Consider the following 24,920-nt stretch of genomic DNA (forward strand, 5'->3'; position numbering starts at 1 on the left):
ACCTCACTGGCCCAGAGGCAGACCGGCCGTGCCCGCACCGCCTGGCCCCAGCTGGGCCCGACCGGAGAGTCTCAGCTGGTGGCGGCCTTCGCGACCAGCTCGCTGATCTGATCGACCGCGGCGGAAGGACCAGGGAAGAACCGGTTCTTGGTCAGCGCGAAGGAAATGCCGGTCGCGGTGTCGGCATACGCCGCGCTGCCTCCCATGCCGGGCATGCCGAAAACGCTCAGCGTCTCCTGCGGGTTGGCTCCGGGCCGGCCGAGGTTGTAGCCCAGCGCACGCGGCAGCGGGAAGCCGACCATTTGGTCGACATCGGCCGTGGCCAGCGCTGTGGCCTCACGCAGCCGCTCGTCCGAGACCAGCCGGACACCATCCACCTCACCAAGCAGCGCGGCGTACATCCTGGCCACCGCGCGGGCGGACATCGTGCCGCCCGAGGGAATGTCCGAAGTAAGCACCACGGGGTTGTTGCCGTATTTGGCGCTGGGGGTCACGGCGGGCGGCGTGGCCTTGACCATCGGCATGTCGGCGGGCATCGCTGCCATCATCGCGGCGGTACCGGGCGCCTCCTCGAGTCGGGCGAGCCGGCCGAGCTCGGACTCCGGGACGCCGAAGAACAGCTCGTCGGCGATGCCCAGCGGAGCCGCCAGCTCCTGCCTGAGTACTTGCGAGATCGGCTTGTCGGTGGCCCGGCGGACGATTTCGCCCATCACGAAGCCCCAGGTCATCGCGTGGTAGCCGGTCTTGGTCCCGGGCTCCCACCAGGGCTCGGAGCTGGCGATCAGGGCACACATCCTGTCCCAATCAGCCAGGTCCTGCACCGTGAGGTCGGACGGCACTGCCGGGACGCCGATGGAGTGGGTCAGCGCGTGGCGGATGGTTGCCTTGTTCTTGCCGTGGGCGCCGAACTCGGGCCAGAGCTCCACGATCGGCGTGTCATAGTCAAGGGCGCCGCGGTCTGCGAGGACGTGCACCACCGTCGCAGTCACACCCTTGCCGGTGGAGGCGCTGTAGAACGGGATGTCCGAGGTGACCGGACGGCCACTGTCCGGATCGGCGACGCCCGCCACCGCGTCCACCACCAGCTCACCGTGCTGGTACACCGCGACCTGGACGCCCAGCTCGGCGCCCGACTCCACCAGCTGGTCAATGGCCTTTTGCACAAGCTTCTGCATGATGTTCATGCCCTCTCGATCTATGGCTGCGGCGCTTGTGGGCACCGTTCACCCGAGAGTCGGAACAAACGGTGAGATCTTGACATCTCCACAGCGCTACTCGGCGACGCCCGCCACCAGGCTGGCCAAGCTCGGGATGATCTGGGACGAGAACCCAAACGAATCGGCTTCGCCGGCAGCCCCGAAGGCGCCCTGCCAGCTCTACCTCACCGCCCCCGACATCTGAGCAGGCACCACCTGCGACATCGGCTCCGGAAGTCAACCCCCGGAGGACTTCCTGAGCCGACCGCTAAGGATCTTCGTGTGGCAGGGTGTGGGCATGGATAACGCTTCGTTCGCCGTGCGATATCACCATGCTGTGGCCGAAGGGGCGCTGGGCGCTGAGCTTGCGCGGTTCTTCGAGGAGGACGTGATCCATGAGGAGTTCCCGAATCTGATCGTTCCTGCGGGGGTTCGCAGAGATCTGGCTGAGATGCTTCAAGCGGCCGAACGTGGCGCGGCGCTACTTGCCTATCAGGAATTCGAGGTGACCAACGTCCTCGCCGCCGGCGATCAAGTCGCTCTTGAGCTGCTGTGGACTGGACGGACGAAGGACGGCCGAGTGCTGCGGGCCAACATCGCGACCTTCCTGGAATTCCGCAACGGGCGGATCTGCGCACAGCGCAACTACGACTGCTATCAGCCCTTGGGGTGAGCCGGATTCGCGGGCACCGGTGAACGGCTTCCCCGGTCAGGGCGCATAGCCCGGTGAGGAATCGTGGTGAGCAGTCGCCGGGATCAGCGGGTGGCGGCCGTCTTCTTGCGCGCCCGGTAGGCCGCCGCCTTGATCTTGTTGCCGCAGGACTCCATGCCGCACCATTCCCGGCGCCCGCCTCGCGACCTGTCGATGAAGATCTTGGTGCACTCGGGGTTGGCGCACTCCTTCATCAGCGGTACGTCCGGCCCGCTGAGCAGCTCGATGGCGTGCCGGGCCACGGTGGACAGCGCCTGCACGGGGGTCGCCTCGACCCACCGCCCCTTGGCCGTGAGCTGGGGTGCCACCGGAGGCTTGCGCGCGATCTCGTTCACCAGGGTGAGCGCTTTGTCGTCGTATCCGTCACCGGCGAGCCGGGCGGTGACCAGCGCGTAGATGGCCTCGCGTACCGCCACCGCCTGAGCCAGATCCGCTTCCTGGCAGGGGGAGACGGCGTCGACGATGCCAGATTCCAGGTACCAGGCGTCGAGCCGACCGGGGACGTCGAGCGTCTCGACGCGCTCCGTGCGGCGTGCGCGGAGCGTGCACGCGAGGTCGAGCGCGGGGTTGCCGCACAGGAACACATGCTTCACGTCACCAGTTTGACAGGTGACTCCAAGTCGGGCAATCGGATGAGCCGGCTCATCGTTGATCTAGCTCTTCGACCCATTGGGGATGGTTCTTGGTGGCCCAGTCCCGCGTCACCGAGCCCGTACGCATCCCTCGCCGGGCCGGGGTGTCCCCGTACGCCAGCCGGATGTGTCCGAGCACGACGACGGCGATGGCCAAGGCCGTCACGTCGTGCACGAAGATCGCGCTCGTGCGGGAGATCGCCGGCACGACTCCGGTGAACCACATCAGCAGGCCGGTGAACGTCATGATCGGCACGGCTCCGGCGATCCAGCCGGCGTAGATCTTCTGCCCGGCGTTGAACTTGCCGGCCGGGCGCGGTCCCGGCGTGCGTCTGCGTACCGCACGCAGCCACTGCCGGTCGTACGACGCCAGCCGGTTGAGCCTGCGCAGGTCGGCCCGGAAGCCTCGCGAGGCGAGACCAAGGAGAAACGGCACGGGCAGAAGGAGCCCTGACCACTCGTGGACGACGACCACCAGGTGGCGGCGGCCGACCAACTGCGCCAGCGGCGGGAAGTACAGGCAGGCCGCCGCCCCCACGCACAGCAGCATGAGCCCGGCGGTCACCCGGTGGACCAGGCGCTCGACCCGGCTGAAGCGCGGCAGCAGGCGCTCAGGCCGCCTGGTCGAGCCAGCCGTCGACGTCATAGCCGTACTCCTCCCAGTAACCCGGGACGACCTTGTCGGTGACGGAGATGCCGGACAACCATTTGGCGGACTTGTAGAAGTACATCGGCGCGACATAGAGCCGTACGGGGCCGCCGCGCTCGTGGGTGAGCGGCTTGTCCAGCATGTCCAGGGCCACCAACACGTCGGCGCGGCGGGCCTGCTCGATCGTGAGGCTCTCGCTGTAGACGCCGTCGAAGCAGGTGAAGCGGACCGCCTTGCCCTCGGGGCGCACCCCTGCCAGGTCGAGAAGGTGCGAGAGCAGCACTCCCGTGAAGGGCGTTTGCGGCACGCGCCAGCCGTCGGTGCACTGGACGTCGCCGATGACCCGGGTTTGGGGCAGCGCGCGCAGTTCGTCCAGCGTGTACGCCCTTGGGCGCTCGACGAGGCCGCCGATCTCCAGCTGGTAGTCGGCCGCGGTCTTCTTCGGCACCGAGGCCGCCACGCTGAAGTAGCGGAAGCCGCCCGGGTTGGGCAGCAGCCCGGCGAGACCGGTGGGGTCGTTCTGGGAGGCGGCACCGAGGAAGCGTTCCCAGCCGCTCTGCACGACAGGCGCGGCGGCGAGGGCGGCCACGCCTGCGCCGAGCATGGAGAGCATCACCCGGCGCGCGATGGGCGGGCCGTTCTCCTCTGAAGGTCGTCGATCAGTCACGTCACTCCTGAGTTCTCGTTAGTCGTCCACGCCGGACGCGTCCTGGTGGAGGAACAGGTTCAGGTCCCGTTCCGCCCACAGCTCCTCGTCCAGGTGGTGGTCTCGCCATTCCGACGGCGGGTCGGCCAGCCAGTCGTGGCCGAAGATCGCGTACGGGTGATCCGCCAACTCGTACTGGCCCAGGTACTCCATCAACAGCCGCCACGACTGCCCGTTCGCGACGACCAGGTACGAGGCCGCCAACCCCGGTTCGTGCAGCCAACCACGCATCATCCGCGTCTGGAACACGTCCGTGATAGGAGATGGCATGGCCTCGGAGGCAGGGCAGATCAGATGCCGCGCGATCGCGACGTGCGCCCCGGGGGGCAGCGCCATGCGCCGGCTCACGTCGTGCCAGATCTCTTCCACGACGGGATCTTCCGGCTCCGGCGTCCGAAGGGTCAGCCAGCTCATGAAGGCACGCAAGCGGTTGGTCTTGCGGCACCGGAGCAGGGAGAAAGCCTCTGGCTGACGGCCCAGCCAGAACCGGACGGACCCGGCCGTGACCTCGCCGTGGGTCTCGCGCGCCATGGTGACGAGTTCGTCGTGGTCAGCAGGGGTCGCCCTGGAGGACCGCATGTCCTCCTCACCCACCCGCGAGACGTACTGGCGCACGCGCCGGCGCAGATGGCCGATCGTCCGCATGACCGCCACGGACGCGTGGGGGTCCCGGGCGTCGCGCAGGAGCCTGCCCATGACGTAATGGCGAATCCGCCGGTGCATCCGCTCATACCCGACGGGGTCCCGCCACCGCAGGTCGTGGTCGAGGGCCTGGCGCAGCACACCGTTGATCTCCAGGCCAGGGTCGGCGGTCTCGACATACGGTTGCGCTCGGAGCCAGTCGAACAGCTCCGCCGCCTGGCCGCCCGGCACCGCCGCCCTGAGGAGGTCCTCGGTGGTGTGGCGGGCGTGCGCGCACACGTGCAGCGCCGACCGGTGCGCATCCGTCGGCACGCTGCCGGCCAGGAGCGCGAGCACGTTGTCGACCACGTACCGCACGGCGTCGCGGCGCGATAGCTGTCCCGTGACCGACATGCTCCTGCCGACCTCCGCGGCAAGCGACAGGGCGAAGGGGTTGCCGGCGGCGAAGTCCACGATGGACCTCCGGAGGCCGGGGTCGACGCCCCGGGCTTCTACCAGCGCGGCGGATTCCGTGGCTGTGAGGGCTTCGAGGTGCCGGATCACGATCGTCCCAGCCCAGGCCGGATCGGTGAGCCAGGCGGCGCTCGGCCCGGTCCGGCCCGCCATCACGATGACCGCGTCGCCGGGCAGCTGCCGGAGGTACGGTTCGACGTCTCCCAGCTCCTCGAAGGAATCGATGAGCAGAACCGCGCCGGAGACGCCGGAGAGCGCGAATCGTTCGAGGTGTTCGCGCGCTTGCGTGGTCGCCGAGCCGTCGAGGTGCCATACCCGCCGGCCCGCGGCAGCGGCGTCGTCCGCGAGCTTGCGCAGCAGCGTCGACTTGCCGATGCCGGCGGGTCCGCGGACGAAGAGCAGCCCCGCTCTCTTGTTCAGCAGCTCCTGGAAGGCGGCACGCTCCGTGCCCCTCCCGACGAAGTGGCGATCGACAGGCGAGGCCGGCGGCTTTTCTGGGAGGTGTACGGCGGGCCGCTCGGCCCACGGGGCGGGGGCGAACTCGTCGTCGTGGTCCGCGTCGGCCCGCAGGATCTGATCGTGGATCTCCCGCAGCCGGGGTCCCGGGCTTTCGCCCAGTTCCTTGCCCAGCAGGTCATAGACCATTCTGTAGACCTCGAGCGCCTCTGCCCGCCTGCCGCTGCGGTACAGGCCCAGGAGGTAGATCTCATACAGCGGCTCTTCGAGCCGGTTCTGCTCGATGAGCAGCGGGACCTCGGCCACCACCTCGCCGTGCTCCCCCAGCTCGAGGCGGAGCTGCAGCAATTCCTGGGTGGCGATCAGCTTCAGCCGTTCCAGCCGGAGCCGCTCACATTCGGCGGCCTCGCCAGGGACCCCGGCCAGCGCCGTGCCCGTCCAGAGGTCGAGCGCCTGCTCCAGGAGCTTCGCGGCCGCCGCGATCTGCCCGCCCGCGCGCTCTTCCCTGGCGTTTTCGACCATCGTGGCGAACTCGGCGGCGTCCAACGCGAACAGCGACGGGTCCAGCATGTAGCCCCCGGACTGGGAGCTGATCGCCGAACCCAGTCCGTGCTCGGACAGCAGTCGGCGGATACGGGAGATGTAGGTGCGGACGACGGCTTCGCCGGTGGCCGGCGCCTGCCCGCCCCACAGGCCGTCGACCAGCTCACCCATCCGCACGAAGCTGCCGCTGTTGGCCAGCAACACCATCAGGACGGCCTGTTGCTGCGGCGTGCCGAGACCCAGCCGCGTGCTACCGCAATCGAGACCAGGCGGTCCGAGAACGGTGAACCTGCACGGAATCACGAGCGGCACGCTTTCCTTCGCGAGACTGCACGGCCGCACGGGACCGCGGTAGTACACCGCAGAAGGTAATTTCGCCCGGATCGCCTTCGCGACCGTCACGTGACGCTGTGCGCGTACGTCATTCGCGGCCGGTGTCCCGGGACGGGAGACTTGCAGACCGCTGACAAGCTGGACAATGCGGCAAGAGGCCCGACTCGGCGTCAGTATGGTCGGTCAGAGACTCCCGGGCACGGCTGCAGGGCGTCAGTGACGGTCGCGCTACGCGAGAGGGTTGGGGGAACCTCGATGGCCGGGGTGAGCTTCGGGCTACTGGGTCCGATCAGGGTCTGGAGCGGCGGGGAAGATCGGGAGATCGGGTCTCCGCAACAGCGGGGGGTGCTCGCCCTGCTGCTCCTGAGCGAGGGGCGTCAGGTTTCGCTCGACGAGATGGTGACCGCGTTGTGGGGCTGCGAGGCGCCGCGCAGTGCCGTCGTGAGCACGCGCACTTACGTCTCCCGCCTGCGCCGGGTCCTGGCCGACGGCGGTTCAGCCGGGCTGGGCACCGAAGCGGAGATCAGATCGGCGGGCCGGGGCTACCAGCTGGTCGTGGACCCTGCCGCGGTGGACGTGACGGTGTTCAGGCAGACCACCGCCGCCGCCCGTGAGGCCCGCGAACAAGGGGAGATCGCGGAGGCCTCCCGGCTGCTGCGCGGCGCGCTGGCGCTGTGGCGCGGACCGGCGCTCGACGGGCTGAGCGGAGCCTTCTTCGAGGGCCGCCGCGCCTGGCTCGAACAGCTGCGCGCGTCAGCCGTCGAGGAGCGCTGGGCGATCGACATCGAGCGGGGCGACTGTGGCGAGGCGATCGCCGAACTGACGCTCGCGACGGCGGCGGAGCCTTATCGCGAGCGGTTGTGGGAGTTGCTGATGTGGGCACTCGACCGCGACGGCCGCCGCGAGGAGGCTCTGTCGGCCTACCGTCTGATCGCCCGGCTGCTGGACGACGACCTGGGCCTGCCGCCCGGTCCGGGCCTGCGCAGGATGCACGCCCGGATCAGGACGACGGCCGACACCTCACTCGTCTGAGCCGCTTTATCGGGAAGATCTTTCCTCGAGGTGCTTGAGCATCCGCGCGAGATCGGCCCGGGAGCTCACCCCCAGCTTGGGGAAGATCCGGTGCAGGTGGGTGCCGACAGTGCGGTGCGACAGGTACAGCCGTTGCCCGATCTCCCGGTTCGTCAGCCCCTCGGAGGCCAGTTGCGCGATGTTCAGCTCGTGCGGCGTGAGCCTTTCCCGCGCGTCCGGGTCCCGGTTCGGGCTCGACTCCCCCGCACTGCGCAGCTCCCCTCGTGCGCGTTCGCCCCATGCGGCCATACCGAGCGCGTCGAAGGTCTCCCTGGCCGTGCGCAGGTGCGCCCGGGATTCCGCGGCCCGCCGCTGCCGCCGCAACCACTCGCCGAACGCCAGATGCAGGCGTCCGCGTTCGGCGGGCCACCCGGTCAGGTCCGCCCGCAGCGCGGCCGTGAACAGCTTTTCCGCCTCCTCGTTCGGGGCGAGCACGGCGCGGGCGTAGCGCAGCCCGATGTGCAGCGCCGGCGACGGCGTCGATGCGGCCAGCGGCTCCAGACCGCGCAGGATGTCCCGCATGGTGTCGGTCCGCCCAGCACGAACGGCGGCCTCGGCGAGCTCCGCGAGGCAGTACGCGCGCAGGGCCACCTGGTAGGCAGGGTCCGAGGGATCGAGAATCCTGCTCAGCGCGGCGAACGCGTCGTCGAAGCGCGCCTCGCTCAAGGCCGTGAGCCCACGCGCGAGCTGTACGGTGGCCAGCACGGGCCGGGCGCCGGCGGGAAGCGCGACCCGTTCGGCCTCGTCGGCCAGCGTTCTGGCCTGCCCGTGGTCGCCCCGCAACGCGGCGATCTCGGCCAGGACGGCCGTGGCCAGGCCGTACATGAACGGCTGGCCGGTCTCCTGGGCGAGCTTGGCGGCCTCTGCCGCGACCGGGACGGCCGCGGTCAGGTCACCGAGCCGGGCCCGGCTCCACGCCTGAACAGCCAGCGCCCGGGCAAGCACCCCGAGCCGGCCCTCAGTACGCAGGCCGGGCGCGGCCGCCGCGGAGAAGCGGGCAGCCAGGTCGAACGCCCCGACCTGCAGGGCCGCGCTGCCCAGGTAGCGATCGATCTCGGGGGCGGCACCGGATACGCCGGCCAGTTCGCGCAGCCGTTCGAGCACGATGCCGCCCCGCTCGAACGGCGCGACGTACGCGGCGACCGCGACCATGCGCGGGTCGTCGGCAGGAACGGGCAGCCGGTCGGCCACGCCCAGCAGCGTACGGCGCGCGGCCGGACCCGGTTCTGACCAGAAGCAGCGCATGGCGGCGCCCCACAGAATCCGTACGGCCGGCTCCACCTCCCCGTCGGCGGCCACCGACGCGGCCAGCTCAGCCAGCTCTGACACGCGGGAGACGTCCTCGCGCACCCCGTCCTCGAAGCCGCTGAGCAACCAGGCGGCAGTGGCCCACCGGCGCGGCGAGAGTTCGAGGGACTGCGCGTCGCGCACCAGACGCTCGGCCGTGGCGCGGCTGCCGGAATCGACCGCGAGCTCGGCCGCTCTCAGCAACCTGAGCGCCTTCCGGTCCTGCCCCTCGCTCAGCCGGGCCGCCTGCTCAAGCGCCGCGATCGCGGCGGCGACCCCGCCCCGGTGCCGGGCCCGGTCGGCCGCGCTGTCCAGCTCGGCCGCCACGCCCTCGTCGGCTCCTGCCGTCGCGGCGGCCCGGTGCCAGACCCGCCGGTCCGGCTGTTCGTGCAGCGTCTCGGCGAGTGCCAGGTGGGCCTGCCGGCGTACGGCGAGCGTCGAATCCGCCGCGATGGCCGACCGCATCAGGGGATGACGGAACGTCACCGTGCCGATGGCGAGCTCGATCAACCGGGCCTCGGCGGCCGGTCCGAGGACGTCCGGCTCGGCCGTCGACCCCAGGATCAGGCCCGTGGCCGCGAGCGTTTCGGAGACCGAATCGCTCTGGCTGAGCGCCGCGACCAGCAGGGCGGTGCGCGTCGGAGCCGGCAGGGCGGCTACCCGGGCGGTGAACGCCCGCGCAAGCCGCTCACTCAGCGGCAGCTCCGGCCCCAGCCCGCCCAGGCGATCACTCAGCGACGGCACCGGGCCTGGGTCGCCGTGGTATCCCAGGGCCGCCGGCAGCTCGGTCAGCGCCAGAGGGTTACCGGCCGCCTCCTCCAGCAGCCGCACCCGGACCGCTGGGGGCAGGCCGGGGGCGATGGAGTCCAGGAGTGCGGTGGCGACCTCGTCGGAGAGCCGGTCAACGAGCATCGGGGACAGCCCGGCGTCCTGCACGTGCGAGCGCTCGCCTTCCCTGAGCGTCGCGACCATGACGATGGGCTCGGACTCGATCCGGCGCGCCACGAAGGCGAGGACGTCGGCGCTGGCGCGATCGAGCCAGTGCACGTCCTCGGCGACGACCAGCAACGGCCTGACGGCGGCCGCTTCGGACAGCAGGGTCAGCGTGGCCAGGCCTATCAGGTAGGCGCTGGGTTCGGCCGCTTCGGCGAGGCCCAACGCGCTGCGCAGGGCGTCACGCTGCGGGGTCGGCAGCGCGCCCACGCCTGACCGGACCGGGTACAGCAGTTGGTGCAACCCGGCGTAGGGGAGGTTCTGCTCGGCCTCCACGCCGGTCGTCGTCAGCACGCGCAGGCCCGCGGCCGCCGCCGCGGAGGCGGCCTCCGCCACAAGCGCGGACTTCCCGATGCCCGCCTCTCCCCGGATGAGAACGCCGCTGCCGTCTCCGGGGTTGTCGATGAGGTCGGACAGGGCCTTCAGCTCGGCTTCCCGTCCGAACAGCGGCATGGCGCGGCACTCCTATCTGGGTGTCCTCGGCTATCTCCCCCAGCTGTTCGCGAGCCTACCGAAAGTGCCCGGATACGACGTTTCACCAGCACGCCAGCTAGTATGGACTGGCAAGTCCAGTCTGGAAGGCGGTCATGCGCACTCTGACCCGCAAGGGGGCCGCTACGCGGCAGCGCATTCTCGAGGGCGCGGCTGCGCACATCCGCGAGTACGGCGTGGCCGACATGACGCTCGACGACGTGCTGGCCAGGACGGCGACGAGCAAGAGCCAGCTCTTCCATTACTTCCCGGACGGCCGGGAGGAGCTGCTGCTGGCCGTGGCCCGCTTGGAGGCCGACCGGGTGCTGGAGGACCAGCGGCCCCAGCTCGGCGACCTCACCTCCTGGCCCGCCTGGCAATCGTGGCGCGACAAGGTCGTCGACCGTTACCGGCGGCAGGGGCGCCTGTGCCCGCTCAACTCCGTCATGTCACAACTGGGCAGCCGCACGCCCGGCGCACAGGCTGTGGTCACCGAGCTGATGCACCGCTGGCAGGCCGAGATCGCCACCGGCGTGCGGCACATGCAGGACGCCGGCGAGATCGACCCGGCCCTGGACCCCGACCGCGCGGCGGCCGCCCTGCTCGCAGGCATCCAGGGCGGCGTACTGATCCAGATGTCCACCGGCGAGACCGACCATCTGGAAGCCGCGCTGGACATGGGCATCGCCCACCTGCGTGCCAGCAAGCTCGCGTCGCCTTGACAGGGGGCTCAGCCTCCGGGGCGGCGTACGCGGCCTGTCGCCCCACCCGCCGTTAACTCTGTTCGCTCAGAACATGCCGGGGGCGGCAGACGCCCGCCGTACGGCCTACTCGCTCGGAACACGCGGGGGGCGGCAGACGCCCGCCGTACGGCCTGTTCGCTCAGAACACGCCGGGAGAGGCAGACGCGCGCCGTACGGCCTGTTCGCGCTCACCACACCTGGGCGAGGCAGGCGAGGGCGACGGCCAGCACGAGCACGACCACTGACAACGCCTTCATGGGATTCGACATGGGCATCAGGATGCTTCCTTCCGTGGTGAAGCCAGCTGGGCAGCGTGTCAGGCGACGGCGGTCGCCCGGATGGTGACCGGGACGTTGCCGCGAGTGGCCTTGGAGTAGGGGCAGATCTGGTGAGCGGCCACACCGAGCTCCTCGGCGGTCTGCTGGTCCACACCGCCCAGTTCGAGGTCGAGCACGGCGGCGAGGCCGAACTCGCCGTCGTCGCCGTGGTTCAGGGTCGCCTCGACCGTGATGCTCGTGCTCGTGAGCCGCACCTGGCGCTGCGCCGCCGCCCTTCTCACCGCACCGAGGAAGCAGGCGCCCCAGCCCGCGGCAAGCAGCTGCTCGGGGTTCGTTGCGTCCCCGGCCCCGCCGAACTCCTTGGGGATGGCGAGGGTGGTGTCGAGAAGACCGTCGTCGGCCGCGACGCGGCCCCCGTTGCGACCTTCTCCGGTCACGGTGACGACCGCGGTGTAGCTGGCAGCCATGGCAGTTCCTTCCCGACGGTTCTGAACGGGCACCTGTCATCGTCACCCGTCTAACTGGTGACGATGCTCGCAGCATCATCCGTCACCCGTCAAGGCGGTGACGAATGGCTGGGTTTGGACTTGACAGTCCATTTTTGGATTCGCAAGCTGACGGGTGTTCGACCCAACCTGAACGGAGTGACACCCTCATGTCGCTGGATCACTACTACCTGCTCGGACGTTCCGGACTGCGCGTCAGCCGGCTGGCACTGGGCACGATGAATTTCGGCACGGGCGGTTTCCACGCCGCGTACGGCAAGGCCGAGCAGGAGGCCCGCCCGATCTTCCGCCGCTATCTCGAAGCGGGCGGGAATCTCATCGACACCGCGGATTTCTACACCGCCGGCGAGAGCGAGACCATCCTCGGCAACCTCATCGCGGAAGCCAAGGTGCGCGACAGGGTGGTGCTCACCACCAAGTTCACCAACAGCGTCGCCCCCGGAGATCCGAACGCGGGTGGCAACGGCCGCAAGCACATGATCAGAGCGGTCGAGGCGTCACTGCGCCGCCTGCGCACCGACTACCTCGACCTGTTCCTGCTGCACACCTGGGACCGGATCACCCCCGTCGAGGAGGTCATGCGGACCTTCGACGACCTCACCAGGGCGGGGAAGATCCGCTACGCGGGCCTGTCCGACGTGCCCAGCTGGTACGCGGCGCGGGCCCAGACCCTTGCCGAGGCGCACTCCCTCGTACCGGTGGTCAGCCTGCAACTGCCCTACTCCCTCATCGACCGGACGGTCGAGGTGGAGCACGTCACCATGGGGCAGAGCCTGGGACTCGGTATCACCGCGTGGAGCCCGCTCGGCGGCGGCTTCCTCACCGGGAAGTATCGGAGTGCCGACCAGGGCTTGGCCGGAGACGGCCGGCTCGCCGGCGCGGACTCCTCCTGGACGGAGCGGGACTGGCGGCTGCTGGCGGCGGTCGAGAGCGTCGCCGACAAGCTCGGCGTGACGATGGCCCAGGTCGCGCTCAACTGGGTCGCCACCCAGCCCGGCGTCGCCTCGGCGATCGTCGGGGCGAGCAGCGTGGACCAGCTCGACGCGAACATGATGGCTCTCGACTTCGAGCTGCCGGCCGAGCTGCGCGCCGAGCTCGACGAGGCGAGTTCCGTGCCGCCCGTGTCGGTCTACCGGATGTTCACGCCGGACTATCAGAGCTGGCTGGTCAGTCCGGGCGTCAAGGTCGGGGACAAGCCGGCCGGGTACGCCTCCGCCGTACGGAACTGGACACCCGAACGCAGCAGTTGACGGACCCGTCCATATATGCAGCCCAGCCGTGGCGTGTATACGCACGTCAACCCTTCGTATGCAGGCGGTGCCTAGGGTCACACCGGAGGCCGCGCCGTACGTAAGGAGACCCATGACCACCTGTCACGCCTGGGGGGTGCCGATGCCTCGCAGCAGTGTGTCGACCACGACGTCGGCGGCCTGTGCGGCGCTCAGCCCGGAGAGGTTCTCGGCGGCATGTTCCATCAGTGGCGGCAGGACCGTGGCCACCCAGCCGGGCGGCAGGTCGGAGCGCAGCAGTCCCTCGTCGGTGGCGCGCCGCAGGAAGGCGTCGACCTCGTCGATCAGGCGGCGGCGGCGCTCGCGGAGCGTCGCCTCGCGGAGCATGCGGCTCGTTTCCACTGGCCATGTGCGGTTGACGGAGATGATGCCCTCGACGTAACGATGCAGCGCGACCGCGACCGGGGCCTCGCGTAGCCTGGCGGCCTCGATGGCCTCCTCGACCGCGTCGTAGCGTGCCCCGTAGACGGCGGCCATGAGGTCTTCGCGGGAGGCGAAGCGGCGGTAGACCGTGCGGCGGTCCACTCCTGCCTCGGTGGCGATGGCGGCCATGGTCGCCGAGGGGTCGTCGGCGAGCATGCGGGCGCCGGTGCTCAGGACGCGTTCAAGGTTGCGTGTCGCGTCTGCTCTCATGCGCCCAAGATACCCCGTCACGTTGCACATGACAGACTTATTGTCACATAGAAGGGAAGACTACGCTCGTAACCGCTACATACATGAGGCAGTTATAGTGCCGTACCTGAAGGAGTGGGGGAAGCATGGAGTCGCTGGTGGGCCGGGATGGTGTCCAAGGGCAGCTGTCCGCGTTCATGACGGCCACCGGGGGGCAAGCCCTCATCCTCAGGGGCGAGACCGGGGTCGGCAAGAGCACCCTGCTCGACCACGTGGCCGGCCTCGCGGCCCCGGAGACCCACCGGGTGATCCGCGCCGCCGGAGTCGAGGCGGAGGCGGAGCTGCCCTTCGCCGGCCTGCACCAGTTGCTGTACTCGCTGCTGCCCCACGCGGCCGGGCTCGACGAAGGCCACCGTGCCGTCTTCGATGTCGTCTTCGGGCTGCGGGAGGGCACGGCGCCGTCGGTCATGTCCCTCGGCATCGCGGTCCTCGACCTGCTGTCCTTGGTGACGGCGGAGACACCGCTGCTGCTGTTGCTCGACGACGGTCAATGGATGGACGCCTCCAGCGCCGAGGTGTGCGGGTTCGTGGGGCGCCGGCTCACCGGCAGCTCCGTGAAGATGCTCATCGCGGTACGGTCCGACGTCGGCTCGCGGTTCGACACGGCCGCGCTACCCGAGCTCCTCGTGGCGGCTCTGTCAGAGGAGGCCGCCGGGCACCTGCTCGACATGCGCCATCCCCAGCTCGACACGCAGACCCGGCGCATCGTCCTGGAGCACGCCAGTGGCAACCCCCTGGCACTGTTGGAGCTGCCCGCCTATCTGAACGGCGGCCACACCGGCCGCACGCCCGAGGAACTCCTCGGATTCGGCAACATCCCGCTGTCGCGGCGTCTGCAGCACGTCTACGGCATCCGCATCGAACGCCTGGCCGGTCCCGTACGCGAGGAACTGCTGCGCGGCGCCCTCGACGGCGTCGGGGCGGGACGGGGCGGCAACCGCGCCCCCGGCGCCCGCTACCGCATGCGGGAGGCCGACGAAGCGGTCGCGGCTGGCCTCCTGGACACCGACCCCGCCACCGGCGACCTCGTCTTCCGGCACCCGCTGATCCGCACCACCGTCGTGCAGCTGGCGACCCCCAACCAGCGCCGCGCGGCACACGCCGAGCTCGCGCGGGTGCACCGCGACGACGTCGAGCGGCGCGCACGCCACCTGGCGGCCTCGATCGTGGATCCCGACGAGGAGGTGGCAGCCGCGCTGGAGGCCGCGGCCGACTCGGCGACCCGGCGCGGCGGCGCGGTCGCGGCCGTGGCCTGGCTGACCCGCGCGGCGGAGCTGAGCGAGACCCCCGCCGACCGCTCCAGGCGGCTCGGTGACGCCGCCTTCATCGCCGGACATGCCGCGCTCCTGGATCAGGCGCAGAAGCTCGCCCGCTCGGACCTGCCGCCGGGCGCGAGCGACTCCCCCGCCACGGTCGTCACCTCGGCGTACGTGGCCCTGTACGAAGACGGCGACGTACGCTCCGCGCACCGCCACGTCGCGGCGGCGATCGAGAGCCTGCCGGAAGACGGCGCGACACTCTCCCGGCTGGTGAACGTGCTGCTGGCTATCAGCCAGTACGCCGGCGACGCCGCGCTGTGGGACCGCACCAAGCAGCTCATGGGCTCTCTGGGGCACCGGGTCGACACCCGCTCGGCGATCTACCGCGACGCGTGGAGCGACGTCGTCCGTCACGGCGCGGGTGTGCACGAGCGCGTCGAGCGCGCGTTCGCCGGCGTCTCGGAGCTGGAACCGTGGGACGTCTCGCGCCTGGCCGTCGCCGCCTACCACGTCGACACGCTGAGCCAGTACCGGCCCTACCTCCAGCGCGCCGTCGACCGTGAGGTGGAGACCGGCGCCGTGGCCACCGGCATGACCATGCTGCACCTGATCATGCTCGACCAGCTGGCCGCCGGCAAATGGGACGACGCCGAACGGACGGGACAACGCGCGCTGGAGCTGACCACGTCACACGGATACGTGCTGTTCACCCACCACACCCGCGCCTACCTGGGGCTCCTGGCCGCCATGCGCGGCCAGGTCGAACGGGCCCGGGAGCTGCAGGCCGCCCTGGACGCCTGGGCCCGCCCGCGCGGAGTGGGATTCCTGACCCAGATCGCCGACGCCATCGGCACGGCGGCGGCCCTGAGCGAGGGTGACTACGAAGCCGCCTACCTGTACGCCATCGGCATCACGCCGCCGGGATCGTTCGAGCGCTGCGCCCATCAGGCCTCACGCACGCTGCTGGACCTGGTCGAGGCCGCCGTGCACACCGGGCGCCTGGAGCAGGCCCGCCTGCACGCCCAGGCCGCCTACGACGCCGGCCTGCCCGGCATCTCCCCCCGGCTGGCCCTCATCACCTTCGGCGCCCTGGCGATGACGACCGCCGACGAGAAGGAGGCCGAGGACATGTACGCCCGGGCCGAGGCCCACCCGGCCGGAGCCGGCTTCCCGTTCGAGCTGGCGCGCATCCGCCTGGCCCACGGCGTCCGGCTCAGGCACACCCAGGGCCCCAAGGCCGCACGGCCCGTCCTGGTCCGCGCCGCCGAGTCCTTCGAGCGGCTCGGCGCCACAGGCTGGGCCGAACGCGCCCAGGCCGAGCTGCGCGCCTCAGGGGCTCCCGCCCGGGCCTCGCTGTCGTACCTGACCGCGCTGACCTGGCAGGAGCGCCGCATCGCCGAGCTGGCCGCGAGCGGGCTGACGAACAAGGAGATCGGCGAACGCACGCACCTGTCCCCGCGCACCGTCAGCTCCCATCTCTACCGCGTCTTTCCGAAACTGGGCATCACCTCGCGTGCCGCGCTGCGCGACGCTCTGGGCAAGGCCGGCGACGCGTGAGCCCTCTTCACCACTTCGACGGGTCGGCGAGCCAGGCCAGCACATAGTCGGCGACCGCCTGCCAGCCGCTGTCGACGACCAGCGAGTGAGCCCGGTCCGGGAACTGCTTGAGGGTGCTCGTGGCCGTCGAGTCGCCGTACAACTTGTACACGGCCCGGGTGACGTGGTCGGGCACCAGCCGGTCCTCCTGCCCCGAGATCAGCAGCAGCGGGCCGCGGCCGGTGTTGCCGTGGTCCACGACCGCCCGCGGGTGCCGTACGGCGCCGCCGCGTCCCAGCTCGGCCAGCAGCCGGCGCGGCCCGGGAACGACGTGGCGCGCGAACAGCTCGGCCGACTCCTGCTCGGTGACCGCGTTGGCGAACAGCCGCCGAAACCCCCCGGCGTCCATCGACATCGGCCACGGCTCCCCGGACGCCGGGGACGTCACGTGATCGACCGGAGCGGGGGCGATGGCGACCGCGGCACGGCCCGCGTTCGCGCCGAGGAGGTGCTGCGCGATGAGCCCGCCCACCGAGTGGCCGACGATCACGGGAGGGGTGTCGAAGGAACGGACGATGCGCGCGTAGTGCTCCGTGAGCGCGTCGAGCCCCAGCTCATGAAGCGTCTCGGGATGCCGGCGGGCCTCGCCCACCGTGGCGGGCTCTCCCGGCCAGCCCGGTGCGCAGACGGCGAAACCGAAACTGGAGAAGCGCTCGTTCCATGACTCCCACGACGACGCGTGGAGCCACGCGCCATGGATGAAGACGACGGGAGTGGGGTTCACGGATCCTCCGGAAAAGCGCAGGGCCAGGTCGTATGGGCCGTGACCCAAGGATCATCCAGATGTGCCTGGGGCGGGAACAGTCGAATGACTCAACGTTCCTGCCTGCCTCGCGTCACTGCTCCGGCGCGGTCTACCGGGACGCCGCACTCCGGGGGAGGGTTTCGCGTGGCCGGCACGGCTGCCGTTCGCCGTTTCTCACCGTCATGTGACTGATGTGCCTGACTCTCCCTGCCCGAAACAGTGAGAGATGTCGCATTCCCGCCGACACGACACGGAGAACTTCACATGATCAACAGGCGCACCTTCGGCAAGACCCTCGGTTTGGTCACCGGCGCGACCGTCGCCTCGCTGGCGGGCCTGCAGGCGTTCCCGGCCGCCTCCGCCACCAAGCGCGGAGCGGCCCCGACGCTGCCGGCGGTCACGCCCGGCACGCACACGTCCTTCGCCTCGCTGAAGCAGGTCAAGGCCGGGCTGCTGGACATCGGTTACGCCGAGGCGGGCCCGGCCCACGGGCCCGTGGTCATCTGCCTGCACGGCTGGCCGTACGACATCCACAGCTTCGTCGACGTCGCCCCGCTGCTGGCGGCGCAGGGCTACCGGGTGATCGTCCCCTACCTGCGCGGTCACGGCACCACGCGATTCCTGTCCTCGAAGACGGTCCGCAACGCGCAGCAGTCGGCGATCGCGCTCGACATCATCGCCCTGATGGACGCCCTCAAGATCGACAAGGCCGTTCTCGCCGGTTTCGACTGGGGGTCGAGGACCGCCGACATCATCGCGGCCCTGTGGCCGAAGCGGTGCAAGGCCCTGGTGTCGGTGAGCGGCTACCTCATCACGAACCTCGAGGCCAACCTCAACCCGTTGCCGCCGAAGGCCGAGTACGCCTGGTGGTACCAGTACTACTTCGCCACCGAGCGGGGCCGGCTGGCCATGGAGAACAAGGACAAGCGGCACGACCTGAACCGGCTCGTCTGGGACACCGTCTCCCCGACGTGGGACTTCGACGACGCCACCTTCGAGCGCACGGCCGCGGCCTTCGAGAACCCCGACTACGCCGCCATCGTGATTCACAACTACCGGTGGCGGCTGAGCCTGGCCGACGGGGAGCGCCGTTACGACGATCTGGAGAAGCGGCTCGCCGTACGGCCGGCCATCAACGTGCCGACCATCACCCTGGACGCCGAGCGTGACCCCTTCACGGCTCCGCCGGGCGACGGCTCGACGTACCGCGGCATGTTCACCGGCGCCTACGAACACCGCACCCTGCAGGGCATCGGCCACAACCTGCCGCAGGAAGCGCCCACGGCCTTCGCCCAGGCCGTCGTCGACGTGGACCGCTTCTGACGCCCATCACCCGCGATACCGAGACAGCCTGCCGGATGCGATCCGGCAGGCTGTCTGTGTTTTCGCCGGTCCCGTCAGACGGGCTGCGTCCGGGGCCGGCGGGCACGCCAGGCCAGCAGCCCGGCCTGGATGATGAAGAACACGCCGCCGCCGGTGGCATAGACCGACAGCACGTCGAGCGAGGCGTCGTCCCCGAAGGCCTGGATGTTGTAGAAGATGCCCACGAGGAACGACAGACCGCCCGCGATCAGTATCGGCCACTGCTTGCCCAACTCCGGGCCGCGCCGCCGCAGCCCGACCAGCACCTGCGCCGCGCCGGAGACGACGGCCCAGGCACCGAACACGTGCAGCACCGCCGCCACCCCGCCCGCCCCCGCCAGGCCGACGCCGACGGCGGCCAGGGTGCTGAGCCCCCCGTTGAACATCGTCAGGCGACGCTCCGATCCGTCCGGGAGCGCACGCAGGTCGATCAGCGAGGACACCGCGTCGATCAGCGGATAGACGACCAGCAGGGTGATCGTGAGGGCGTCGATGGGATCGTGCGCCACGGCGAACGCGGCGGCCCACGCCACGGCCAGGACTCCACGGCCCAGGTACAGCTTCAGCAGGGGTGACGGTTTCATGATGGGGGCCTTTCCAGAAGTCAGTGCCGGACGGTGGCGCAGTAGTAGCTGCCGGCGTCGGCCGGGTCGCCGTGGCCGGTGTAGCGGGAGACGGACGGGTACAGGCACAACTCGCGCGTCGCCGTCTTGCCGGAGGAGTCCGTGATGGCGGCGCTCAGCGTCTGCGGGGCCTTGCCCTGTTCGACCCAGGCCGTCAGGGCGCCGAGGGCGTCGGTGGGCTTGGGGCCGGTGCTCGTGGGGCCGGCGCAGTGGGCGACGCCCGGCGCCAGGAACAGCCGGTAGAAGTCGTCGACGCGGCGCGCGCCGCCCATGACCGCCTGCACCCGCTCGCGGTAGTTCACGGTGCCCTGGGCGGGGATCAGCTCGTCGGCCTGGCCGTGCCAGGACAGAAGCTTGCCGCCGGAGCTGCGGAACGCCGACAGGTCGGGGTCGTCGGTGCCGATGATCGAGTCGTACTCGGCCTGGGACTGTGCGAACAGCTTGGCGAAGTCGGCGTAGGTGATCGTCGACAGGTCGTCGGCGGGCTGCCGCTTCAGGAACGTCGAGACCCAGATGGTCGGTACGGGGAACGGCGCTCCCACGCGCTTGCCGTCCGTGTCGATGCGGGTGCCGGCGAGGTCGAAGCCGGCTCCGATCGGGATGCCGGACCACAGCTTCTTGCCGGACGGGGTGCGGGGGCCGTCCCAGATCTTGCGTACGACGGCGGCGTCGGCCGCGGTGATGGTCTCCTGTTTGCCGTCGCACTCGACCGTCTTGCCGATGAGCCGGCGCGGATCGAAGGTGCACGTGGCGGGGTCTCCGATGAGCCCGTCGGGTGCGCCGTCGAGCGGGTCGCAGGCCTTGACGGCGGCCTCGTTGAAGGCATTGAACTCACAAGGGGAGGGGAAGGTGTTCTCCTCGTTCATCACCACCTGCGGCCACAGGGTCGCGACCTCGAACTCGTCCCAGTTGATCGCCGGAGCGGTGGCCAGGATGCCGTCGAAGTCGCCAGGGTGGCGCTGGGCCTCCATGTAGCCCTGGCGGCCGCCGGTCGAGCAGCCGTTCCAGTAGGAGTAGGAGACCGGCTTGCCGTAGACCTCGTTGACGACCTGCTTGCCGACGACCGTCATCTCGTGCTGGGACCGGTCGGCGAAGTTCTTCAGCAGCGCCGTGTCGACCTCGCCGTCACTGTTCAGGGCCCACTTGGTGTCGATGTAGGTGCTGACACCGGCGTCGGTGGTCGCGGCGGCGTAGCCGCCCTTGATCGCACCGGCCAGGCCCGCGCCGTAGTCGCCGGCGGCGAAGGCGCTGCCACCCAGCGCCTGGAAACGGCCGGTCCAGCCCGTCTCGGGCAGCCAGACCCGCACCTTGGCGTGGTCGCCGACGCCCGGGTGGGTGAGCGTGACCGTGACATCGCAGTAGGCCGGCACGTCCGGGATCTCGACCGTGTCGGTCAGCGGCGGCACCGGAGGGATGGTCACGGTGCCCGCGTCCCGGCGCACCGCCGTCACGGACTCCACCGCGGTGCCTGCCGGGGCGTTCACGGAGATGGACGAGCACGTGAACGGGACGGCGGCGGAGCTCGCGGTGCCGGCCGAAGCCGCAGCAGGCAGGCACACCGCCGCCGCCAGCGGCACTCCGGCCGCGAAGATGATCAGAAGACGTTTCACGACGTTCCTATCGCTGAATGTTGGGGTGCGTCTCACTGTCGTTCGCAGCCGGCATCGGCACATCAGTCAGTTGACGGTCAGCGCTCCAGGCGCAGGTCAGCGGGCCGCACACGGGGACATGTACGCAGCTCTCGGCTCACGGCAGAGCAGTGCCGTCACAGGCTGAAGAGTCGAATGGCTTAACGCGCTGAGGCGCGCATCCCGTACACGGTCTCGGTTGGCACCGTCGGCACTGAACGACGGCTCGGCCGGCTCGCCGTACTGACCGTCAAGTGACGGATGTGACCACGGTCCTTCCCGGACGACAGTGATGGCACCTCATCTGAAGCCTCCTGAAAGGGAAATACCGTGGTCAGCATCAAGGGTGTACGCAGCCGGCGGCTCATGTCAGGCGCCCTGTCGGCGGTCGCGATCGGTCTCCTCGCCACCGCCGCTGCCACACCCGCCTTCGCGGCGGACAAACCCACCAAGCCGACCATCGTGCTGGAGCACGGCGCCTTCGCCGACGCCTCAAGCTGGAACGCGGTGATCGAAGAGCTGCGCGCGGACGGCTATCCCGTCGTCGCCGCGGCCAACCCGCTGCGCGGACCGGCCAACGACGCGGCCGCACTCCGCAGCGTCCTGGACCACGTCGCAGGACCCAAGATCCTCGTGGGGCACTCCTACGGCGGCTCGGTCATCAGCATCGCCGGCGCGAACGACCCCCAGGTCAAGGCCCTCGTGTACGTCGCCGCCTTCCTGCCCGCCCCCGGTGAGACCGCCCTGGAACTGACGAACAAGTTCCCCGGATCCACCCTCCCCGGCACCCTCGACCCCACCCCCTTCACCCTCCCCGACGGCACCAGCGGAACCGACCTGTACATCAAGCCTGGCAAGTTCCACCACCAGTTCGCCGCCGACGTACCGGCCGGCCCCGCGGCCCTCATGGCCGCCACCCAGCGGCCCATCGCCCAGTCCGCCCTGGAGGAGAAGGCCGAGGTCGCCGCCTGGAAGGACAAGCCCACCTGGGACATCATCACAACCCAGGACCTCAACATCCCCGCCGAAGTCCAGCGCTACATGGCCAAGCGCGCCCACGCGCACATCACCGAGGTACGCGCCTCGCACTCCGTCGCCGTCTCCCAGCCCAAGACCGTGGCCGGCGTCATCGAGAAGGCCGCACGCGCCACCCGATAGCGCCGGACCGAAAGAAAGGTCATGACCATGGACATGAAGCTCGAAGTCGTCGTCCTGCCCGTATCCGACGCCGACCGCGCCAAGGACTTCTACACCCGGCAGCTGGGATTCCGCCTCGACGCGGACTTCCCCATCAACGACGGTTACCGGATCATTCAGGTCACTCCCCCCGGCTCCGCCTGCTCGATCATCTTCGGCGACGGCCTCACCGACGCGGAACCCGGCACGGTTCAGGGACTGCATCTGATCGTGTCCGACATCGAGCAGGCCCACAAGGAACTGGCCGGCCGCGGCGTCGACGTCACCGGCCCGTTCCACGACGCCACGGGCGCCTTCCACCAGGCAGGCGAGACCGGCCGCGTCATGGGCCCGCACCCGCAGCGCGCCAGCTACGGCTCCTTCGCCTCGTTCGCCGACCCCGACGGCAACCGCTGGTTCCTGCAGGAGATCACCGTACGGCTGCCCGGCCGCTGACCAACGGCATCCCCGAGGAGTACTAATGACCACCGAAGACACCCGCAGCTATGACGTGGTCGTGATCGGGGCCGGTCCGGTCGGCGAGAACGTCGCCGACCGGACCACCGCCGCCGGCCTGAGCACCGTCATCGTGGAAAGCGAACTCGTCGGCGGCGAATGCTCATACTGGGCGTGCGAACCGAGCAAGGCCCTGCTGCGGCCCGCACTCCTGCGTGCGGACGCCGGCCGGGTACCCGGCCTGGATCCGGCCGCCGCCGGACCGCTGGACACCGCCGCCGTACTGGCGCATCGCGACCGCATGGCCGCCCACTGGAACGACGACGGCCAGGTCGAATGGCTCAAGACGGCCGGCATCGAGCTCCAACGCGGCCACGGCCGCCTCGACGGGCCACGACGCGTGGCCGTGACCACCCCTGACGGCGGCACCGTCCACCTGCGGGCCCGGCACGCCGTGGCCGTGTGCACCGGCAGCGGCGCCGCCCTCCCCGACCTGCCCGGGCTCGCCGCCCTGCGCCCCTGGACCAGCCGCGAAGCCACCAGCGCCCCACAGCCGCCCGGACGACTCGTCATCGTCGGCGCGGGCGTCGTGGCCACCGAGATGGCGACCGCTTGGCAGGCCCTCGGCACCGAGGTCACCCTCCTCGCCCGCGGCACCCGCCTGTTGCCCCAGCTGGAACCCTTCGCCGGCGAACTCGTCGCCGACCGCCTCCGCGAAGCGGGCGTCGACCTGCGGTTCGGCGTGACCGTCGGCACCGCTGCCCGTACGGGCGGCGAGGTCCGCGTCACCCTTTCCGACGGCGGCCGGCTCACCGCGGACGAGATCCTCTTCGCCACCGGCCGCGCACCCCGCACCGGCGACATCGGCCTCGAGACCGTCGGCCTGACTCCCGGCGACTGGCTCACCACGGACGACACCCTCACCGTCACCGCCGCCCCCGGTGACTGGCTGTACGCCGCGGGCGACGTCAACCGGCGGGCTCTGCTCACCCACCAGGGCAAGTATCAGGCCCGCATCGCCGGCGCCGTCATCGCCGCCCGAGCCTGCGGCACCCCGATCGACACCGGACGCTGGAGCCCTCACGCCAGCACCGCCGACACCGCAGCCGTACCACAGGTCGTCTTCACCGACCCCGAGATCGCCAGCGTCGGCCTCACCACCATGGAAGCCCGGCGCACCAGCCGCCACGTCGACGTCGTCGACTACGACCTCGGCCACGTCGCCGGCGCCCTCCAGCACGACCCGGACTACCGCGGCAGAGCCCGCGCCCTCATCGACCCCGATCTCCGCACGATCGTCGGCGCCACCTTCGCCGGACCAGGTGTCGCGGAGCTCCTCCACTCCGCCACGGTGGCGATCGCCGGCGAAATCCCCATCGAACGTCTCTGGCACGCCGTACCGCCCTTCCCCACCATCAGCGAGGTGTGGCTGCGGCTGCTCGAGACGTACCGGGACCAGCAGTCACATAGTTGCGGACATTAACCACATAAGTGCTACATTGATGAGGCAGTTACAAGGAAGGGAAGCACCCATGGCCAAGACATGGCTCATCACCGGAGCATCACGCGGCTTCGGACGCCACCTCACCGAAGCCGTCCTCGAAGCAGGCGACCATGTCATCGCCACCGCACGCAGCCCCAAGCAACTCGACGACCTGGTGGCCCGGCACGGCGACCGCATACGAGCGGTCACACTGGACGTCACCGACGCCGCCGCGGCCTCCCGAGCGGTCAAGGAGGCCACCGACGCCTTCGGCAGCCTCGACGTGGTCGTCAACAACGCCGGCTACGGCAACAGCGCACCGATCGAAGAGATGGCCGAAGACGACTTCCGCGCCCAGATCGAAACCAATCTCTTCGGCGTCGTGAACGTCACACGGGCCGCACTGCCCGTCCTGCGCACCCAGCGATCAGGGGTCTTCGTACAGTTCTCCTCCATCGGAGGACGCGTCGGCGGCACCCCCGGGATGGGCGCCTACCAGAGCGCGAAGTTCGCCGTCGAAGGCTTCTCCGAAGTCCTCGCCAACGAAGTCGCACCCTTCGGCATCAAGGTCATCATCGTCGAGCCGGGCGCGTTCCGCACCGACTGGCAAGGCTCCTCCATGGAGATCCACCCCGTCGGCCCCGACTACGAGCAGACCGTGGGCGCCATCCACCGCTACCGACGCGACACCGACGGCACCCAGTCCGGCGACCCCGCCCGCGCCGCCAAGATCATCATCGACGTCGTCCGCGACGACGACCCGCCCAGACGGCTCCTCCTCGGCAGCGAAGCCGTCGCCTCCGCCCAGAAAGCCGCAGAGATCCGCGCCGCCGAAACCGAGAAATGGGCCGACGTAAGCCGCTCAGCCGACTACCCCACCGACGAACGATAGCCCCCGATGACCCCAGAACCTGACTCACTGCACGGATAGTGGGTGGGTGGAGGCCTGGATTAGCCTGG

The 24,920-nt window shown here is 70.2% G+C and carries 22 protein-coding genes; 11 read left to right on the forward strand and 11 right to left on the reverse strand.

Features of this window, described 5'->3' with window-relative positions; translation table 11 throughout:
• Positions 1-71: 71 nt before the first annotated feature.
• Positions 72-1,163, reverse strand: coding sequence for a serine hydrolase domain-containing protein (locus tag ACIBHX_RS45690; protein WP_397074428.1), 1,092 nt, complete (start codon positions 1,161-1,163; stop codon positions 72-74).
• A 91-nt stretch (positions 1,164-1,254) separates the two neighbouring features.
• Between ACIBHX_RS45690 and ACIBHX_RS45695 the strand changes: the two genes are divergently transcribed.
• Together ACIBHX_RS45695 and ACIBHX_RS45700 are read left to right on the forward strand one after the other, a co-directional pair.
• A complete protein-coding gene (locus ACIBHX_RS45695; protein ID WP_397074429.1) occupies positions 1,255-1,401 on the forward strand; it encodes a hypothetical protein in 147 nt (48 codons plus the stop codon).
• Positions 1,402-1,494: 93 nt separating this feature from the next.
• On the forward strand, positions 1,495-1,869 hold the full coding sequence (locus ACIBHX_RS45700) for a nuclear transport factor 2 family protein (RefSeq protein ID WP_397074430.1): 375 nt from the start codon (positions 1,495-1,497) through the stop codon (positions 1,867-1,869).
• An 83-nt stretch (positions 1,870-1,952) separates the two neighbouring features.
• Here ACIBHX_RS45700 and ACIBHX_RS45705 read toward each other — a convergent pair whose 3' ends face one another.
• From ACIBHX_RS45705 to ACIBHX_RS45720, 4 genes are read right to left on the reverse strand one after another with little or no spacing between them, the layout of a single operon-like run.
• Positions 1,953-2,501: a CGNR zinc finger domain-containing protein gene (locus ACIBHX_RS45705; RefSeq protein ID WP_397074431.1), complete on the reverse strand. Its 549-nt coding sequence runs from the start codon at positions 2,499-2,501 to the stop codon at positions 1,953-1,955.
• Positions 2,502-2,550: 49 nt separating this feature from the next.
• Complete coding sequence (locus ACIBHX_RS45710; RefSeq protein ID WP_397074433.1) at positions 2,551-3,186, reverse strand: cytochrome b/b6 domain-containing protein; 636 nt, start codon at positions 3,184-3,186, stop codon at positions 2,551-2,553.
• Complete coding sequence (locus ACIBHX_RS45715; RefSeq protein WP_397074435.1) at positions 3,152-3,856, reverse strand: molybdopterin-dependent oxidoreductase; 705 nt, start codon at positions 3,854-3,856, stop codon at positions 3,152-3,154. The genes ACIBHX_RS45710 and ACIBHX_RS45715 overlap by 35 nt, the downstream gene beginning before the upstream one ends.
• An 18-nt stretch (positions 3,857-3,874) precedes the next feature.
• On the reverse strand, positions 3,875-6,391 hold the full coding sequence (locus tag ACIBHX_RS45720; protein ID WP_397074436.1) for a BTAD domain-containing putative transcriptional regulator: 2,517 nt from the start codon (positions 6,389-6,391) through the stop codon (positions 3,875-3,877).
• 186 nt (positions 6,392-6,577) lie between these two features.
• On the opposite strand from ACIBHX_RS45720, the gene ACIBHX_RS45725 reads away from it, so the two are divergent.
• Complete coding sequence (locus ACIBHX_RS45725) at positions 6,578-7,354, forward strand: BTAD domain-containing putative transcriptional regulator (RefSeq protein WP_397074438.1); 777 nt, start codon at positions 6,578-6,580, stop codon at positions 7,352-7,354.
• Positions 7,355-7,360: 6 nt separating this feature from the next.
• Here the strand turns inward: ACIBHX_RS45725 and ACIBHX_RS45730 are convergent, their stop codons facing one another.
• Positions 7,361-10,126 (reverse strand): ATP-binding protein, encoded by a 2,766-nt coding sequence (locus tag ACIBHX_RS45730; protein WP_397074439.1) that lies wholly within the window; start codon positions 10,124-10,126, stop codon positions 7,361-7,363.
• Positions 10,127-10,260: 134 nt separating this feature from the next.
• Between ACIBHX_RS45730 and ACIBHX_RS45735 the strand changes: the two genes are divergently transcribed.
• Positions 10,261-10,866, forward strand: coding sequence for a TetR/AcrR family transcriptional regulator (locus tag ACIBHX_RS45735; RefSeq protein WP_397074441.1), 606 nt, complete (start codon positions 10,261-10,263; stop codon positions 10,864-10,866).
• A 337-nt stretch (positions 10,867-11,203) separates the two neighbouring features.
• On the opposite strand, the gene ACIBHX_RS45740 is transcribed toward ACIBHX_RS45735, so the two are convergent.
• Entirely contained in the window at positions 11,204-11,632 is a 429-nt protein-coding gene (locus ACIBHX_RS45740) for an Ohr family peroxiredoxin (protein WP_397074443.1), read from the reverse strand.
• A 188-nt stretch (positions 11,633-11,820) separates the two neighbouring features.
• On the opposite strand from ACIBHX_RS45740, the gene ACIBHX_RS45745 reads away from it, so the two are divergent.
• Positions 11,821-12,921, forward strand: a complete 1,101-nt coding sequence (locus ACIBHX_RS45745) for an aldo/keto reductase (RefSeq protein ID WP_397074445.1) — start codon at positions 11,821-11,823, stop codon at positions 12,919-12,921.
• Positions 12,922-13,044: 123 nt separating this feature from the next.
• Here the strand turns inward: ACIBHX_RS45745 and ACIBHX_RS45750 are convergent, their stop codons facing one another.
• Positions 13,045-13,593: a TetR/AcrR family transcriptional regulator gene (locus tag ACIBHX_RS45750; RefSeq protein WP_397074446.1), complete on the reverse strand. Its 549-nt coding sequence runs from the start codon at positions 13,591-13,593 to the stop codon at positions 13,045-13,047.
• A 125-nt stretch (positions 13,594-13,718) separates the two neighbouring features.
• On the opposite strand from ACIBHX_RS45750, the gene ACIBHX_RS45755 reads away from it, so the two are divergent.
• Positions 13,719-16,448, forward strand: a complete 2,730-nt coding sequence (locus tag ACIBHX_RS45755; RefSeq protein ID WP_397074448.1) for a LuxR C-terminal-related transcriptional regulator — start codon at positions 13,719-13,721, stop codon at positions 16,446-16,448.
• Positions 16,449-16,455: 7 nt separating this feature from the next.
• On the opposite strand, the gene ACIBHX_RS45760 is transcribed toward ACIBHX_RS45755, so the two are convergent.
• Positions 16,456-17,211: an alpha/beta hydrolase gene (locus tag ACIBHX_RS45760; RefSeq protein ID WP_397074449.1), complete on the reverse strand. Its 756-nt coding sequence runs from the start codon at positions 17,209-17,211 to the stop codon at positions 16,456-16,458.
• 285 nt (positions 17,212-17,496) lie between these two features.
• On the opposite strand from ACIBHX_RS45760, the gene ACIBHX_RS45765 reads away from it, so the two are divergent.
• Positions 17,497-18,555, forward strand: a complete 1,059-nt coding sequence (locus tag ACIBHX_RS45765; RefSeq protein WP_397074451.1) for an alpha/beta fold hydrolase — start codon at positions 17,497-17,499, stop codon at positions 18,553-18,555.
• Between the two features lie 74 nt (positions 18,556-18,629).
• Here ACIBHX_RS45765 and ACIBHX_RS45770 read toward each other — a convergent pair whose 3' ends face one another.
• Complete coding sequence (locus ACIBHX_RS45770; RefSeq protein WP_397074452.1) at positions 18,630-19,178, reverse strand: hypothetical protein; 549 nt, start codon at positions 19,176-19,178, stop codon at positions 18,630-18,632.
• 20 nt (positions 19,179-19,198) lie between these two features.
• Positions 19,199-20,827, reverse strand: coding sequence for a tannase/feruloyl esterase family alpha/beta hydrolase (locus ACIBHX_RS45775; protein ID WP_397074454.1), 1,629 nt, complete (start codon positions 20,825-20,827; stop codon positions 19,199-19,201).
• A gap of 348 nt (positions 20,828-21,175) precedes the next feature.
• On the opposite strand from ACIBHX_RS45775, the gene ACIBHX_RS45780 reads away from it, so the two are divergent.
• The 4 genes from ACIBHX_RS45780 to ACIBHX_RS45795 are packed head-to-tail and all read left to right on the forward strand — an operon-like array spanning position 21,176 to position 24,852.
• A complete protein-coding gene (locus ACIBHX_RS45780) occupies positions 21,176-22,003 on the forward strand; it encodes an alpha/beta fold hydrolase (RefSeq protein WP_397074455.1) in 828 nt (275 codons plus the stop codon).
• A 21-nt stretch (positions 22,004-22,024) separates the two neighbouring features.
• Entirely contained in the window at positions 22,025-22,477 is a 453-nt protein-coding gene (locus ACIBHX_RS45785; protein WP_397074457.1) for a VOC family protein, read from the forward strand.
• A 25-nt stretch (positions 22,478-22,502) separates the two neighbouring features.
• Entirely contained in the window at positions 22,503-23,960 is a 1,458-nt protein-coding gene (locus tag ACIBHX_RS45790; protein WP_397074459.1) for a dihydrolipoyl dehydrogenase family protein, read from the forward strand.
• 49 nt (positions 23,961-24,009) lie between these two features.
• Positions 24,010-24,852, forward strand: a complete 843-nt coding sequence (locus tag ACIBHX_RS45795; protein WP_397074460.1) for an oxidoreductase — start codon at positions 24,010-24,012, stop codon at positions 24,850-24,852.
• The last annotated feature ends 68 nt before the right edge of the window (positions 24,853-24,920 follow it).

Origin of the sequence: Nonomuraea sp. NPDC050536 (assembly GCF_044457685.1) — a bacterium.
GTDB lineage: Bacteria > Actinomycetota > Actinomycetes > Streptosporangiales > Streptosporangiaceae > Nonomuraea.

Coding starts and splice junctions, on each gene's coding strand:
- ACIBHX_RS45700 (WP_397074430.1), top strand. CDS start 1,495: ATGGATAACGCTTCGTTCGCCGTGCGATATCACCATGCTGTGGCCGAA.
- ACIBHX_RS45710 (WP_397074433.1), bottom strand. CDS start 3,186: ATGACGTCGACGGCTGGCTCGACCAGGCGGCCTGAGCGCCTGCTGCCG.
- ACIBHX_RS45725 (WP_397074438.1), top strand. CDS start 6,578: ATGGCCGGGGTGAGCTTCGGGCTACTGGGTCCGATCAGGGTCTGGAGC.
- ACIBHX_RS45730 (WP_397074439.1), bottom strand. CDS start 10,126: ATGCCGCTGTTCGGACGGGAAGCCGAGCTGAAGGCCCTGTCCGACCTC.
- ACIBHX_RS45735 (WP_397074441.1), top strand. CDS start 10,261: ATGCGCACTCTGACCCGCAAGGGGGCCGCTACGCGGCAGCGCATTCTC.
- ACIBHX_RS45740 (WP_397074443.1), bottom strand. CDS start 11,632: ATGGCTGCCAGCTACACCGCGGTCGTCACCGTGACCGGAGAAGGTCGC.
- ACIBHX_RS45745 (WP_397074445.1), top strand. CDS start 11,821: ATGTCGCTGGATCACTACTACCTGCTCGGACGTTCCGGACTGCGCGTC.
- ACIBHX_RS45750 (WP_397074446.1), bottom strand. CDS start 13,593: ATGAGAGCAGACGCGACACGCAACCTTGAACGCGTCCTGAGCACCGGC.
- ACIBHX_RS45755 (WP_397074448.1), top strand. CDS start 13,719: ATGGAGTCGCTGGTGGGCCGGGATGGTGTCCAAGGGCAGCTGTCCGCG.
- ACIBHX_RS45765 (WP_397074451.1), top strand. CDS start 17,497: ATGATCAACAGGCGCACCTTCGGCAAGACCCTCGGTTTGGTCACCGGC.
- ACIBHX_RS45770 (WP_397074452.1), bottom strand. CDS start 19,178: ATGAAACCGTCACCCCTGCTGAAGCTGTACCTGGGCCGTGGAGTCCTG.
- ACIBHX_RS45785 (WP_397074457.1), top strand. CDS start 22,025: ATGACCATGGACATGAAGCTCGAAGTCGTCGTCCTGCCCGTATCCGAC.
- ACIBHX_RS45790 (WP_397074459.1), top strand. CDS start 22,503: ATGACCACCGAAGACACCCGCAGCTATGACGTGGTCGTGATCGGGGCC.
- ACIBHX_RS45795 (WP_397074460.1), top strand. CDS start 24,010: ATGGCCAAGACATGGCTCATCACCGGAGCATCACGCGGCTTCGGACGC.